The sequence below is a fragment of the Leptolyngbya sp. AS-A5 genome, assembly GCF_039962495.1.
Lineage (GTDB): Bacteria > Cyanobacteriota > Cyanobacteriia > Leptolyngbyales > Leptolyngbyaceae > Leptolyngbya.
The window spans coordinates 25,827-39,662 of sequence record NZ_JAMPLL010000011.1 but is presented as its reverse complement, the minus strand read 5'-3'; the positions used below and the strand labels follow the sequence as shown (position 1 = coordinate 39,662).

Annotated in this window: 14 protein-coding genes and 1 pseudogene; 8 read left to right on the top strand and 7 right to left on the bottom strand. The window is 48.5% G+C overall.

The features are described from left to right. The first annotated feature begins 48 nt into the window (after nt 1-48). From NC980_RS14375 to NC980_RS14345, 7 genes are all read left to right on the top strand, one after another. Complete coding sequence (locus NC980_RS14375; RefSeq protein ID WP_190379225.1) at nt 49-1,221, top strand: pyridoxal phosphate-dependent aminotransferase; 1,173 nt, start codon at nt 49-51, stop codon at nt 1,219-1,221. 25 nt (nt 1,222-1,246) lie between these two features. Beyond that, nucleotides 1,247-1,705 (top strand): VOC family protein, encoded by a 459-nt coding sequence (locus NC980_RS14370; protein ID WP_190379224.1) that lies wholly within the window; start codon nt 1,247-1,249, stop codon nt 1,703-1,705. 202 nt (nt 1,706-1,907) lie between these two features. Beyond that, nucleotides 1,908-2,063, top strand: coding sequence for a hypothetical protein (locus NC980_RS14365; protein WP_190379223.1), 156 nt, complete (start codon nt 1,908-1,910; stop codon nt 2,061-2,063). Continuing rightward, nucleotides 2,063-2,401 (top strand): DUF952 domain-containing protein, encoded by a 339-nt coding sequence (locus NC980_RS14360; protein ID WP_190379222.1) that lies wholly within the window; start codon nt 2,063-2,065, stop codon nt 2,399-2,401. The genes NC980_RS14365 and NC980_RS14360 overlap by 1 nt, the downstream gene beginning before the upstream one ends. Nucleotides 2,402-2,470: 69 nt before the next feature. Beyond that, nucleotides 2,471-4,189 (top strand): ABC-F family ATP-binding cassette domain-containing protein, encoded by a 1,719-nt coding sequence (locus NC980_RS14355; protein ID WP_190379221.1) that lies wholly within the window; start codon nt 2,471-2,473, stop codon nt 4,187-4,189. A gap of 251 nt (nt 4,190-4,440) precedes the next feature. Next, on the top strand, nt 4,441-6,039 hold the full coding sequence (gene gpmI / locus NC980_RS14350) for a 2,3-bisphosphoglycerate-independent phosphoglycerate mutase (protein ID WP_190379306.1): 1,599 nt from the start codon (nt 4,441-4,443) through the stop codon (nt 6,037-6,039). A 219-nt stretch (nt 6,040-6,258) separates the two neighbouring features. Continuing rightward, entirely contained in the window at nt 6,259-7,233 is a 975-nt protein-coding gene (locus NC980_RS14345) for a glutathione S-transferase family protein (RefSeq protein ID WP_190379220.1), read from the top strand. Here the strand turns inward: NC980_RS14345 and NC980_RS14340 are convergent. Continuing rightward, nucleotides 7,224-7,808: a DUF99 family protein gene (locus NC980_RS14340; protein ID WP_190379219.1), complete on the bottom strand. Its 585-nt coding sequence runs from the start codon at nt 7,806-7,808 to the stop codon at nt 7,224-7,226. The genes NC980_RS14345 and NC980_RS14340 overlap by 10 nt on opposite strands. A gap of 109 nt (nt 7,809-7,917) precedes the next feature. Beyond that, nucleotides 7,918-8,556: a DUF2996 domain-containing protein gene (locus NC980_RS14335; RefSeq protein ID WP_190379218.1), complete on the bottom strand. Its 639-nt coding sequence runs from the start codon at nt 8,554-8,556 to the stop codon at nt 7,918-7,920. 78 nt (nt 8,557-8,634) lie between these two features. Between NC980_RS14335 and NC980_RS14330 the strand changes: the two genes are divergently transcribed. Continuing rightward, complete coding sequence (locus tag NC980_RS14330; RefSeq protein WP_190379217.1) at nt 8,635-9,474, top strand: alpha/beta hydrolase; 840 nt, start codon at nt 8,635-8,637, stop codon at nt 9,472-9,474. 55 nt (nt 9,475-9,529) lie between these two features. Here the strand turns inward: NC980_RS14330 and NC980_RS14325 are convergent, their stop codons facing one another. The 5 genes and pseudogenes from NC980_RS14325 to carA form a co-directional block, all read right to left on the bottom strand. Then, on the bottom strand, nt 9,530-9,811 hold the full coding sequence (locus tag NC980_RS14325) for a DUF1816 domain-containing protein (RefSeq protein WP_190379216.1): 282 nt from the start codon (nt 9,809-9,811) through the stop codon (nt 9,530-9,532). A gap of 156 nt (nt 9,812-9,967) precedes the next feature. Beyond that, nucleotides 9,968-10,753 (bottom strand): annotated as a pseudogene (rlmB, locus tag NC980_RS14320) (23S rRNA (guanosine(2251)-2'-O)-methyltransferase RlmB); the annotation flags it as partial. Nucleotides 10,754-11,705: 952 nt separating this feature from the next. Then, nucleotides 11,706-12,068 carry a ribonuclease III domain-containing protein gene (locus NC980_RS14315; protein WP_190379305.1) on the bottom strand — a complete coding sequence of 121 codons (363 nt, stop codon included), beginning with the start codon at nt 12,066-12,068 and terminating at the stop codon, nt 11,706-11,708. A gap of 162 nt (nt 12,069-12,230) precedes the next feature. Further along, complete coding sequence (locus NC980_RS14310; RefSeq protein ID WP_190379304.1) at nt 12,231-12,602, bottom strand: anti-sigma factor antagonist; 372 nt, start codon at nt 12,600-12,602, stop codon at nt 12,231-12,233. Nucleotides 12,603-12,674: 72 nt separating this feature from the next. Beyond that, nucleotides 12,675-13,832 (bottom strand): glutamine-hydrolyzing carbamoyl-phosphate synthase small subunit, encoded by a 1,158-nt coding sequence (carA, locus tag NC980_RS14305; protein ID WP_190379214.1) that lies wholly within the window; start codon nt 13,830-13,832, stop codon nt 12,675-12,677. Nucleotides 13,833-13,836: the final 4 nt, after the last annotated feature.

Genomic DNA, 13,836 nt, shown 5'->3' with positions numbered 1-13,836 from the left:
CCGAAGGAATGTTCGATACCATGATAGGGCTTAGCGTTGTCAATTCTCATGAATTTCAATCGTCTTCCCTCTCGGATGCAAGCAGTTCAATCGCCGATTATCCCGATCGTCGGTGAACTGATCCGGCAACACCCTGGTACGATTTCACTCGGTCAAGGTGTGGTGAACTATCCGCCGCCTCAAAGCGCGATCGATCAAATCACCACGTTTCTCAGCAACCCAGCGAATCACAAATATCAAGCGGTTGAGGGAATTCCAGCATTGAAAGCGGCGATCGCACAGAAATTAACCACTGAAAACAAGATTGATTTGACTAATCGAGAAATTGTTGTCACCGCAGGCAGCAATATGGCGTTTCTGCATGTTGTTTTAGCGATTACTGATCCCGGTGATGAGATCATTCTGCAAACTCCGTTCTATTTCAATCACGAAATGGCGATCGAGATTGCGAGTTGTCGAGCTGTGTTAGTGCCAACAGATGAAAATTATCAGCTTCAGCCTGATTTAATTCGAGCTGCCATCACAGATCGAACTCGTGCGATCGTCACCATTTCTCCAAATAATCCAACAGGTGCAGTGTACTCCGAATTTGCACTGCGAGAAGTGAATCAATTGTGTCGTGAATCGAATTGCTTTCACATTACCGATGAAGCTTACGAATATTTCACTTATGGCGTTGATCATTTCTCTGCCGCCAGCATTGGCGATAGTGCTAACCATACGATCTCAATCTTTAGTTTGTCTAAAGCTTATGGCTTTGCCAGTTGGCGCATCGGATATATGGTCATTCCGGCTTACTTGCTAGAATCAGTGCAGAAAATTCAGGATACGAATGTGATTTGTCCTGCTGTGGTTTCTCAATATGCGGCACTAGGAGCATTGCAGGCAGGACGATCGTACTGCGAAGAAAAACTTGTATTCATTTCTCAAGTCCGCGACATTGTTTTAGCTGAACTCGAATCGATTCGTCATTTCTGCACCGTTCCAGAAGCAGATGGCGCATTCTATTTTCTGCTCAAAGTTCACACCGAACTAGACACAATGGAACTCGTAAAACGACTGATTCAAGATCACCGAGTTGCTGTACTTCCAGGGTTTACCTTTGGACTAGAAAATGGTTGTTATTTGCGTGTGGGATATGGCGCACTCGAAAAAGAAACCGCGATCGAAGGCATTCAGCGACTTGTCACCGGATTGAAAACGATCGTCGAGACACGCTAGAACATTAAAAAATGCGGTGTTAATTATGCTCTCTACTTCCGAATCGCTCATTTCCTTAGCAGGCTGTTTACGTCAGGTGCATCACCTCGCCCTGAACGTCAAAGATATGCAAGCATCTCGCCATTTTTACGGCACAGTTTTAGGCTTGCATGAACTCACTGGATCAGAAGTTCCCGAAACGCTGAAAAACGCAGTTGCTTCTGGGAAAGTTGCCAACTTTAAAACACCAGATGGCACCATTATTGATTTGTTTTGGGAACCCGATTTAACTCCGCCTGATCCCGATCCCAAAAAAGGCTTTACCCGAATGAATCATTTTGCGTTTGACATCGCACCGGAGTTGTTCGATCGGGCTGTTGAAGTGCTGCATCACTATCACGTGGAGATCGACCACGGCCCTGTGTCTCGCCCAACCGGACGCGGAATTTATTTCTACGATCCGGATGGCTTTATGTTAGAAATTCGTTGCAATCCTTCACCTTAAGTTACAGTTTTGTCCTCACTCATTTCTTCTGTTCTCTGTTTGCTGACCTGACTTATTTTCACCAACCTAAAGTGAGTCAGCTCACTCCATTGCCTGCAAACTTATAAGACTCTAAAGATACGCGATGTGCATCAAATGTGGGTAAGATCATTCAAAAGGTAGATGCACGACTTGCCTTCCTGAAAATTGAGCGAGGTTCGAGATGCTAGAAAAACTTCTACAAGCGATCGTCATTACTGCGCTTCTAACATTGTTCGCAGGCATTAGCGCACCCAAACCGAAAGAGGCTCCGACTTCATTTTTTAACACCTTCTCCCTCTCGCTTCTCACCTTGGGATCAATGGGATCAATAAACTAATGCTCCTGCACATTACAGAGCGCGATGCTGCAATTGCGGCTCAACAATCCGGAGCCTATCGGGCTGATTCGCTTGAGACGGAAGGATTTATTCACTGCTCCACACCGGATCAAGTGATTTGGGTTGCAAATCAATTTTATCGGGGAAAAACTTCATTGGTTTTGCTCGTGATTGATCCCGATCGCGTTCGTGCAGAAATCGAATATGAAGCGGTCGAAGGAGTCGGAGAGTTTCCGCATCTTTATGGTGAACTGAATACAGAGGCGATCGTGCAGATCGTTGACTTTCCGCCGAATGCAGACGGATCATTCACGCTACCGAAACAGTTCGCAACTTAAAGATCGAATTGGGTTAGGGTTTGTTAAGATTTTAAAACTTGCCTGCATTCCTAACCCTTGGAGTTTCTTATGTTGCGACTAGAGCACGTCAGCAAAATTTATTCGACTGGCGAAGTTCTTAAAGATGTGAATTGGGAGGTTAAACCGGGCGATCGCATCGGTCTGGTTGGCGTGAACGGAGCAGGCAAATCTACTCAGCTAAAAATCATTGCAGGCGAGATCGAACCGACTGACGGAGAAGTCATCCGCCCTGCCAGTCTGCACATCGCTTATCTTACGCAAGAATTTGAAGTCGATCCAACTCGAACCGTGCGCGAAGAATTTTGGCGGGCGTTCAAGGAAGCCAACGCAGTGCATGAGGCCCTTACCCAAGTTCATTGTGCGATGGAAACCGCGACCCCCGAAGAATTAGACAAGCTGCTGAACAAAATGGATCGCTTGCAGCGTCAATTCGAGGCGATGGATGGGTACGGCTTAGAAACTCGAATCGAGAAGATTCTGCCAGAAATGGGATTTGATCCCGATGATGGCGACCGTTTAGTCAGTGCATTTAGCGGCGGCTGGCAAATGCGAATGAGCTTAGGAAAAATTCTGCTGCAATCTCCGGATCTGCTGCTGCTTGACGAGCCGACCAACCATTTGGATTTGGAGACGATCGAATGGCTGGAGAACTACCTCAAGGAATTATCGACTCCGATGGTGATTGTGTCGCACGATCGCGAATTTCTCGATCGCCTCTGTACCCAAATTGTAGAAACCGAGCGCGGCATATCGGCAACGTACCTTGGCAATTACTCCGCTTATCTGCAACAAAAGCAAGAACAACGAGACGCGCAACTGAGTGCGTTTGAGCGGCAGCAAAAGGAATTAGAAAAGCAGCAAGCGTTTGTCGAGCGCTTCCGTGCCAGCGCCACCCGTAGCACTCAGGCAAAAAGCCGAGAAAAACAACTCGACAAAATCGAGCGGATTGAAGCTCCCGATTCTGATGTCAGAACCCTACATTTCCGTTTTCCGCCTGCGTCTCGAAGCGGTCGCGAAGTGGTGATCATCGAAGATCTCACGCATATGTATGGCGATAAAATCCTATTTTTAGGAGCAGAATTGCTCATCGAACGTGGGGATCACGTCGCGATTTTAGGGCCGAATGGAGCCGGAAAATCAACGCTGCTGCATCTGATGACCGGAAGCGAACAACCTGTCGAGGGCACCGTTAAGTTAGGGGATCATAACGTAATTCCCAGTTACTTCGAGCAGAACCAAGCCGAAGCGCTAGATTTAAACAAAACCGTGATCGACACGATTCACGATGAAGTTCCGGACTGGAAAAATGAGGAAGTTCGTACACATTTAGGGCGATTTCTGTTCAGTGGTGACACCGTTTTTAAGAGAGTAGAAGCGCTCAGCGGTGGCGAAAAAGCGAGGCTGGCACTGGCAAAAATGCTGCTTCAACCCGCCAATTTACTCATTCTTGATGAGCCGACCAATCACTTAGATATTCCAGCCAAAGAAATGCTGGAAGAAGCCATTCAGAACTATGATGGCAGCGTTGTAATTGTGTCGCACGATCGCTATTTCATCTCGAAAACTGCAAATAAAATTGTTGAGATTCGAGACGGTGAACTCCGCCTGTACCGAGGCGATTACCACTATTATTTAGAGAAAGTCGCTGAAGAAAAAGAGAAAGCAAAGCTAGCTGCAATCGAGGCTGAAAAAGCCGCGAAAGTTGCTGAAAAACGCACTAAACAAAAAGCCAAAGAGAAGGAAAAAAAAGCTCAAAAAAGCGCGTAATTTTTGGCGAAACCCGCTACTATTCAAAAAATAAGAACTCGCGATAGATGGTTTGCTATGAGAATGTTGACTGATAGCAAGCCATTCATTGTTGGGTGAATTCCCTGCTGTGATTTGTTGGACTGATAGGATTCTTAAGAAATCATTAATAAAATAACTGATTAAGGATCTTCAGGGGCATGGAAAAGGGAATGGTCACGATAGCAATGGTATGATTTGCGGAGAATATTTCAGTGAAAGGGCAGAACAATATGGGGCAACCGCCTGTTTCTCCTGTGGTGCTTGTTATTCTGGATGGCTGGGGCTACCGCGAGAGCCGCGATGGAAATGCGATCGCGCAAGCCAATACGCTAGTCATGAATAGCTTGTGGGCAGCGTATCCTCACACGCTAATTCGCACATCTGGAAAAGATGTCGGATTGCCAGACGGTCAGATGGGCAATTCGGAAGTCGGACACCTCAATTTAGGCGCAGGGCGCGTCGTTCCTCAAGAATTGGTCAGAATTTCTGATGCAGTCGAAGATAAAAGCCTGCTGCAAAATCCAAAATTAGTCGAAATTTGCCAGGAAGTGTCTTCACACCAGACGAAGTTACATCTCGTGGGCTTGTGTTCAGAGGGCGGGGTTCACTCTCACATTTCGCACTTGGTCGGATTGCTAGAACTTGCAAAAGCACAAGGGATCGAAGAAGTCTGCATTCACGCGATTACCGACGGGCGCGACACCACGCCGATGTCAGCGTTATCAGAGATCCAAAAGTTTCAGCTAGAAATCGATCGTCTCGGTGTCGGTCGGATTGTGACGATTAGTGGTCGCTATCATGCAATGGATCGAGATCGTCGCTGGGATCGGGTTGAAAAAGCCTATAAAGTCATGACCGAGAGCGGCGAAGGCACTGGGCAAAGCGCGATCGAGGTGCTGAAGGCTTCCTATGCGGCAGGTGTAACCGATGAGTTTGTCGAACCGGTGCGGATTGCACCGGGAGCCGTGGAACCGGGAGACGGGGTAATTTTCTTCAATTTCCGTCCCGATCGGGCGCGTCAACTCACTCAAGCATTCGTTGATCCCAAGTTCAATGGATTTGAGCGATCACAGATTTCGCCGCTCTCGTTTGTCACTTTTACGCAGTATGATCCTTCGCTTTCGGTCAAAGTTGCGTTTGAGCCGCAGAACTTTAACAACATTTTGGGCGAGGTCGTTGCGCGGCATGGATTACGCCAACTCCGCACCGCTGAAACGGAAAAATATGCTCATGTGACGTATTTCTTCAACGGTGGGCTAGAAGAGCCTTTCCCCGGAGAAGATCGGGAGCTAGTGCCAAGTCCGATGGTGCTGACCTACGACAAAAAACCTGCGATGTCAGCCGAAAAAGTTACCGAAGGCGCGATCGCAGCCATTGAGAAACGCATCTACTCAATGATCATTCTTAATTACGCCAATCCTGATATGGTCGGACATACAGGACAGATCGAAGCGACGATTACGGCGCTTGAAACGGTCGATCGGTGCTTGGGCCGCTTGCTCGAAGCGATTAATCGCGCAGGCGGAACTGCGTTGATCACAGCCGACCACGGGAATGCTGAACAGATGTACGACGAAAATCACAATCCCTGGACGGCTCACACGACAAACCCCGTTCCCTTCATTCTGGTGGAAGGCGAAGGCTTAAAGATTCCGGGACATGGAACTGAAGTGTCACTACGAGATGATGGACGATTAGCGGATGTCGCACCAACCATTCTCGATATTCTGAGACTACCGATTCCTGAAGAAATGACGGGTCGATCGCTGATTCAGAAAGCTGAGTTTGATGTCAGAGCAAACCGGACTCCGGTGAAAATTGCACGATAATCGGCTCTCGCACTAATCTGTCCCCTTTGTCGGATTGGGTTCTGTGAATTGGATTCAGTCTTACAGAGGGGCTCGGTTTTTATTGCGAAAAGAAGCCTGCCAGCAATAGCGGGATCAGTAGAACTGCGATTGCAACAACTAATAAAGTTCCAGCATCAACATCAATTACATTTTTCGGCTTATTATCCATAATTTGAATTATTGCGCTGGTCTCATCCTATGCCTCCAAAGCTGATCATTCAACTAGGGCGTTTTGTTTGGACGACGATGTGGCGGATTATGATGTCCAAACTTGCGCCGCGTGATGCGTCTGGTGCTTATACTCGTCCTGAAAGCCAGTTTCGGGATCGCATTGGATCAGAGAATTACCCCGCCGCTTCAGGACGCTATAAGCTATTCGTGGGAATGAGTTGTCCTTGGGCGCATCGCACCTTAGTCACACGATCGCTGAAAGGATTGGAAGCCGCGATCGCGGTCTCAATCGTCTCTCCTTCTCCGGAGAATGGCGGCTGGATTTTAGAGAAACCTGAGTTTGGCTGCTCTACTTTAACGGAACTCTATCGGTTAGCAAAACCAGGGTATACAGGGCGATCGACCGTTCCAGTGCTGTGGGATTGTGAAACAAATACGATCGTCAATAATGAAAGTTCTGAAATTATTGTGATGCTCAATGCTGAGTTGAACGAATTTGCAGCGCATCCAGAAATTGATTTATATCCAGAAGCATTACGCGATCAGATCGATCGCTGGAATCTAAAAACTTATAATCCAGTCAACAATGGCGTTTATCGGTGTGGATTTGCTCAAACACAAGCTGCTTATGAATCCGCTTGCAACGAGTTATTTACAACGCTGGATACGATCGACAACACATTAGAAAAAAATCGCTACCTCTGTGGTGATACTCTAACGCTTGCAGATATTCGCCTCTTTACAACGCTATCTCGCTTTGATGCTGCTTATTACGGCATTTTCAAGTGTAGCCGCCGCCGCATTCAAGATTATGCAAATTTAGGCGCGTATGTTCGAGATATTTATCAGCTTCCTGGCGTTGCGGAAACGTGCGACTTACAAGCGATAAAACGAGACTATTACGGTAATCTATTTCCGCTTAATCCAGGTGGGATCATTCCGATCGATAGCGATTCCCAAAACTTACTCGCACCTCACAACCGGGATCGGATTTACGCCTGATGACCACTTTCGCCGTTAATAACAGCCGAAGCAATTAGATGCGCTAATCTTAGGGCTTCGGGAACATGACCCCGATCGGTTAATCTCGCCAACACTCGCGCTGTCGTGTCCGGTGCTGCACCCTGAACTTGAAACACAAATGGCGGCGATTGATAGATTTCCCCCGCTCGCGCAATCAACTTTAATCGGCGTTCTGGCTCTGGCAATCGTCTAAGCGCGTATTCAACCTTCTCTAACTTCGGATAGCGACGCATTACGCTCACGCAGGGACGATCGATCTCACCCGATAATGCAGGCAAATCCACCACATTAAAGCCCCCTAGCGAAATTCCGTCGAGCAGCACAATATGAGCTTGGGGTAAAAACTTACTGTTTAACAGAATGTTTGCGATCGTCTCGGTGGCATTCCAACCATCCGGCTCAATCTGCCCCCACAACATCCCCTCAAATCGTGTCCCGGCACAAACCACGCCCGCGATCGACACAGGTTCTCCGGACTTGCGGATAAACGGTGCATCATCAAACCCGATCGCCCGAATCAATCGACGCTGTTCTAATAATGCTTCTAGCTCCATTGCAGTCTACTTCAGCTTTTCCCCACCAGAATAGATCAGCCGATCGCCAGAACCCCGCAAAAAGCCCTCGATCGGAAACTCACGATCGAGGGCTTTCTAAGCTTTCATCTTAGTTGCGAGCTAACCACTTCTGACCGTTCAGGCGTTGAACTGTACCAAACACCAGCAGATCTAGCGTAACTTTGCGCTCATCAATCAAAAAAGATTCCAGAGTGCTAAGACGATCGCCCTCTGCACAAGCAAATCCTTTCAAACCATTGATATTTTCATCGAAAAAATAGATATTAAATTCCCGCAATTGCTTATAGCTCGGTTGCCATTTGCCAATCACCTGCCAGCACTCCGGCGCTTGGTCGTAACCCTTAATTGGAATCTTGCGCTTCTCGAAATGCAGTTCCAGCGATCGCGTTCCCAGGTTCTCTAATCCTTGCTTCAAAGCAGGCAAATAATCTTGTTGAATAAAGTCACCGAAAGGCTTATCCTCAACGCCTGGAGCCTTTTCTTTCTTCGCCTTCGCAGGCTTGATTCCCGCATCTTCTTTTGGAGCCTTTCCGGTTGCGGGATTCGCTGCGTTAGGATTATCTCCAGCATTTACGGCAGTGGGATCAGGTGCGTTTGCCGTCGGAATCTCCGTGGTGGTGGGTACATCTTCCCCATGCAGGTTTTCTTTGACGACATCGGGTACATTTTCGCCCACCGTCGGGGGGAGTTCCGATTCGCCTTGAGGCTTGGTTTCTTCCGTTGCCATAACACCAGTTTGTTTGCGAGTATTCGTCTCTCATGATATCGGAGAGCGGGAAGCGAACGTTGAGAATTAGGGGTAGAAATGAATCGATTTTCTTTAAAGGTATGGATTGATGGAGCGGGCTATCCGATCGTTTGTCTACATGGACATCCGGGATCGGGTCGCAGTATGAGCGTATTTACTCAACATTTATCAAAGCGGTTTCAAACGATCGCGCCCGACCTACGCGGCTATGGTCAGTCAAAAACTCGCGCCAATTTTGTCATGCTCGATCACCTGGATGATTTGCAAGGGGTGTTGGAGCAGTACGGCATCGATCGTGCCTTAATCCTCGGCTGGTCGCTCGGTGGAATTGTTGCGCTCGAACTTGCCGCCCGCTTCCCCGAAAAAGTGAGCGGTTTGATTCTCGTTGCTACGTCTGCGCGCCCCTGGGGAAATCATCCTCGAATTAGCCTGCAAGACAATCTCTATACTGGGATCGCTGCCTTGTTGAATGTGATTAAACCTGGATGGCGCTGGAATATTGACACCTTTGCAAAGCGATCGCTCTTCCGGCACCTCATTCAGCAACACACCCCCGCAACCTACCGATACATCGCGAGTGATGCAGTCTATGCTTTTCTGAATACCTCAGTCGCTGCAAATCGAGCGCTGAATGCAGCACTAAGCGAAGGGTATTATCGAGTGCAAAACTTTGAAAAGATTACCTGTCCGGTGCTGATGTTAGCGGGTGAACATGATCGCCACATTACCGCAGCGTCAAGTCTTGAAACCGCAAAACATCTGGCGAACTGTGAATGTAAAGTCTATTCCGACACAGCACACCTGCTGCCGTGGGAAATTCCGAATCAAATTCTAACGGATATCGATCAATGGCTTGATCGACATCCCGAAGTGTATCAGTCCGAAGTGTGTCAGTAGTTGGAAAGACGCGATTTGCGATCGCGTCTTTCCCAAGCGCTTTGCCAGCTTATGTTTAATACTGACCGCTCAAAACACCGGGCATCTTGTTAAACCCCACATCCGCTTTCTCATCGTAAATTGTGAGATTCGAGGGCTTACAGCGCTTGACCGTGATTTTGATGTTGGTCGCGCCTTCGCGCTCCAAATCTTCGAGATAGCCCGACTGGTGACTTTGAGCCATTTTCTTGTTGGGAAAAGGGCCGAAATAGTAGACGCATCGGGGGCTATCAGTCGTGATCTCAACCCACCAAGCAAGACCGATCGAGCTAAGAAAACCTGTCAAGAGTTCATTCATAAGCTAGCTAATTCAATCAAAGAACGGCCTGCAATCCGCAGCGAACATCGTCAGAGGGGAAAGCTACCAGTGCATCAGATTCAATCTTGCAACAGAATGCTGGGAGATTGTTGTGCTTGATGCTCCAAATCGGAGTTCAAGTCTCTTTATACTCCGTCACACTTGATTTTTCAATCCGATCGATGTCTTAAATCCATCCAGATGGATGGTGTTCTCCCAGCGTTGACGGTACACCTCATAGAGTGCCATTCCTGCTGCAACTGAGGCATTGAGGCTAGGCGTAGTGCCCTGTAGTGGAATTGAAACCAGTACATCGCATCCACGCTGCGTCATCAATCCTAAACCTTCCCCTTCTGCACCAACAACCAACACCGAGGCTTTAGCAAATTTGACGGTATGAACTGGCTGGCTTGATTCGGAAGCTGTGCCATAAATCCAGAATCCAGCCGCTTTGAGGTCTTCCAGTGCACGAGCCAGATTGACCACTCTAGCTACAGGAAGCTTTTCGATCGCGCCTGCTGCCACTTTCATCACCGTTGAAGTTACGCCTACCGCACGACGCTGCGGAATCACGATTCCTTGTGCTCCTAACGCCTCAGCCGTCCGGATAATTGCACCTAAGTTGTGAGGGTCAGTAATGCTATCTGCAACCACGATCACAGGCTGATCAGTTGCAGCTTTGGCACGAACAATCAAGTCACCAAGATCAGTGTACTCATAAGCTGCAATTTGTGCTGCGATCCCCTGATGATTTGCACCATAGGTTAGCTGATCTAGTCGTTTTGGTGTCACTTCATCGATGACTGTTCCGTTTGCTTTCGCTTGATTCAGCAATGAAAGATAGCGGGGATCATAGTGAAGCTTCTCGGTGATCCAGATGCGATTAAGCAATCGCTCCCCTTGCAGCGCACTCAATACCGGATGACGACCATAGATCAGATCGGGAGTTTCATTGCTTTCGAACGGCTCATCATGCGACACAAAGTGCTGCGGGATATCATCGCGAGCTTGATCGGCTAAATGGTCGGGTTTGCGGGGAGCGAAGCTATCGCGCTTCTCAAATCTCGCACTGCCGCCATTCCAAGGACGGTCAAACTTCCGCTCTCCATTAAATTCGCCTTTCGGACGATCGAAGCTGCGTCTTTCACCATTTGGGCGATCGAAGTTCCGCTCTCTTCGTTCTCCATTAAATTCGCCTTTCGGACGATCGAAGCTGCGTCTTTCACCATTTGGGCGATCGAAGTTCCGCTCTCTTCGTTCTCCATTAAATTCGCCTTTCGGACGATCGAAGCTGCGTCTTTCACCATTTGGGCGATCGAAGTTCCGCTCTCTTCGTTCTCCATTAAATTCGCCTTTCGGACGATCGAAGCTGCGTCTTTCACCGTTGGGGCGATCGAAATTCCGCTCTCTTCGTTCTCCGTTGAATTCGCCCCTCGGACGATCAGAATCCCGTCCGCGTCGCTCTCCATTGAAATCATCTCTAGGACGATCGCGCTTCTCAAATCGTCGATCGTCGTTTCTGGGACGATCAAAACTTCTTTCTTTGCGTTCGTAGCGTCTTTCACCGCTTGAGTCTGAGCGACCCCGATTAGAGCCGTCAGCACCGGCACTGCGCTGATCTCGATCCCCATCGAAGTTGCGGTCGCGCTTTTCAAATCGGCGATCGTCAGTTTTAGGGCGATCAAAGCTTCCCTCGCTGTTGCGTTTGGGATGGCCCGACTTTTTGAAATTGGGTTTTTTACCGCCAAAGTCACGATTTGACCGACCCTGTGAGCCAGCGTTGCGGTTATTGGGAGTAGCCATAGTAATTTAATCCTGGTTGAAGAGGCAGAAGGAACAGGCAAAAAGACGACAAAGAAAAGCGATCGCGTCAAATCTCGCTTTTTCTAATTTTTTACTTAAGGTTGAGAAACCCTAACAATTCAAACAAGCGGGCAGGGTCAGTCAAATACAGATAGCCAATTAGGGCTTCTAGGCTGGTGGCGTGTTGGTAAATTTCGGGGTCAAGTCGTTTTGGGCGATTTACAGCAGCATTGCGTCCCCGCTTGAGAAACTCATGTTCAGACTCGCTTAAATGGGGCATGAGCGATCGCAGGTGCAAGGCTTGGGTTTCTGCCCTCACGTTCGACACAACTTGTTGATGATAGACTTCAGAACGCTTCGGTGGCAACAGACAACGCCTCCGAATATACAGTTCGTAAACTGCATCGCCTAAATATGCGAACGCAGCCGGAGAGAGCCGCTGGATCTCAGACATCGATGGCGCAGGCAAGCCTGTAGATAATTCTAGAACCCCTAACTCATTCGATGAGATCACATCTTTTCCGACTCCGTAAGACGCTTTTTTATCGTAACAGACTACGAAAAAAACCGACTATCCAACCATTTGGACAGCGGTTCTTTTCTGAGATGATGCGACTTAGGCAGATTGAACATTCTCGATCGCGGTTTCCACGGACGGTTGCAGCGCCAAAAATTGTTCTAAACGAACAAGCTTGACCGTCTGTGTGACTCGCGCATTCGTCACAATCTGTAAGGTTCCCGATGCCTGCTGCGCTTTTTTGGCAACTTGCACCAAAGCGCCCAGACCGGAACTATCAACAAAGTCAATTTTAGACAGATCTAAAATGACGTGTTTAGGGCCATCTTCAACGCATTTTGTCAGAACCTTCCGGAAGGTTGGTTCAGAAAAAGCATCAAGTTGCCCGACGAGGCGAAAGAGTTGATATGTATTGTCCCTAACTTCGCGTGTGCCTCGAAGACTGACTGTTAGGGTTAGTTGCTCAGGAATAGCCCCCTCCTACCGCGTTTAAACTCTAAATTTAATTTGACGCTCCAGTATACACCGTTGCAGCAATATTTTCTATTGCCTGATTTCTGATTGTTTATGTTCGCGCATCGATCGCACGAAATTTTCAAATAGATAATCAGCATCGTGTGGCCCAGGACTCGCCTCCGGATGATACTGCACTGAGAACATCGGCAGGGTTTTATGCCGTAATCCGGCAACGGTGCGATCGTTGAGATTCAGGTGAGTGATTTCGACCGAGGCATCCGGGAGCGAATCGGCAGCGAGCGCAAAACCGTGATTTTGGCTGGTGATTTCGATTTGCTGGGTCAGACCGCAGGGTTGATTCAAGCCGCGATGTCCGAACTTAAGCTTAAAGGTTTCGGCACCCAGTGATAAGCCGAGAATTTGGTGTCCCATACAAATCCCGAAAACGGGCTTCTCAGCCTTCAAGAGTGCTCTTGTAGTTTCGATGCCCTCGGTGACAGCAGCCGGATCGCCCGGCCCGTTTGAGAGAAAGATTCCGTCTGGATTATACTTAAGGACTTCTTCAGGCGGAGTGTTGACCGGAACAACGATCACACGGCAGCCATAACTCGCAAGCCGTCGCAGAATATTGCGCTTGATGCCGAAATCGATCGCAACCACAGTCATCGGGTCTTCAAGGCTCGGAGCAGTCGAGCTAAATTCCCAAATCGTCTCGGTTTTTTCTGACCATTCGTAAACTTGGGTCGTACTAACTTCTTTGACGAGGTTCAATCCTGCCATGCTCGGTGCGTTCTGCACTTGTTCGAGCAGTTCGCTGGGGTCGAGCACTTCGGTTGAAATCGCGCCGTTCATTGCACCCGCCGATCGTAGTTTTCGCGTTAGGGCACGAGTATCGATGCCGTAGATGCCGAGTAAGTGGTGCTGTTTGAGATAGTCGGGCAGGGATTGCGTCGATCGCCAGTTGCTCGGACGTTCGCAAATATTTCGGGCAATCACGCCCCGGACATGCGGCACGTCGGATTCTTCATCGTCGGGATTTACCCCCGTATTGCCCAGTTCTGGATAGGTGAATGTCACAATCTGACCCCGATAGCTTGGATCAGTCATGACTTCTTGATAACCCGTCATTCCGGTATTGAACACGACTTCTCCGATCGTGGTTCCCGTTGCACCGAACGAGTAACCCTGATAAGTTGTGCCATCAGCCAGCACAAGTAACGCAGGTTGAGCAGAGGACATAAACACAGTC

Bases quoted from the DNA above. Each gene is read 5' to 3' on its own strand.
- NC980_RS14375 (WP_190379225.1), top strand. From the start codon at position 49: ATGAATTTCAATCGTCTTCCCTCTCGGATGCAAGCAGTTCAATCGCCG.
- NC980_RS14370 (WP_190379224.1), top strand. From the start codon at position 1,247: ATGCTCTCTACTTCCGAATCGCTCATTTCCTTAGCAGGCTGTTTACGT.
- NC980_RS14365 (WP_190379223.1), top strand. From the start codon at position 1,908: ATGCTAGAAAAACTTCTACAAGCGATCGTCATTACTGCGCTTCTAACA.
- NC980_RS14360 (WP_190379222.1), top strand. From the start codon at position 2,063: ATGCTCCTGCACATTACAGAGCGCGATGCTGCAATTGCGGCTCAACAA.
- NC980_RS14355 (WP_190379221.1), top strand. From the start codon at position 2,471: ATGTTGCGACTAGAGCACGTCAGCAAAATTTATTCGACTGGCGAAGTT.
- gpmI (WP_190379306.1), top strand. From the start codon at position 4,441: ATGGGGCAACCGCCTGTTTCTCCTGTGGTGCTTGTTATTCTGGATGGC.
- NC980_RS14345 (WP_190379220.1), top strand. From the start codon at position 6,259: ATGCCTCCAAAGCTGATCATTCAACTAGGGCGTTTTGTTTGGACGACG.
- NC980_RS14340 (WP_190379219.1), bottom strand. From the start codon at position 7,808: ATGGAGCTAGAAGCATTATTAGAACAGCGTCGATTGATTCGGGCGATC.
- NC980_RS14335 (WP_190379218.1), bottom strand. From the start codon at position 8,556: ATGGCAACGGAAGAAACCAAGCCTCAAGGCGAATCGGAACTCCCCCCG.
- NC980_RS14330 (WP_190379217.1), top strand. From the start codon at position 8,635: ATGAATCGATTTTCTTTAAAGGTATGGATTGATGGAGCGGGCTATCCG.
- NC980_RS14325 (WP_190379216.1), bottom strand. From the start codon at position 9,811: ATGAATGAACTCTTGACAGGTTTTCTTAGCTCGATCGGTCTTGCTTGG.
- NC980_RS14315 (WP_190379305.1), bottom strand. From the start codon at position 12,068: ATGTCTGAGATCCAGCGGCTCTCTCCGGCTGCGTTCGCATATTTAGGC.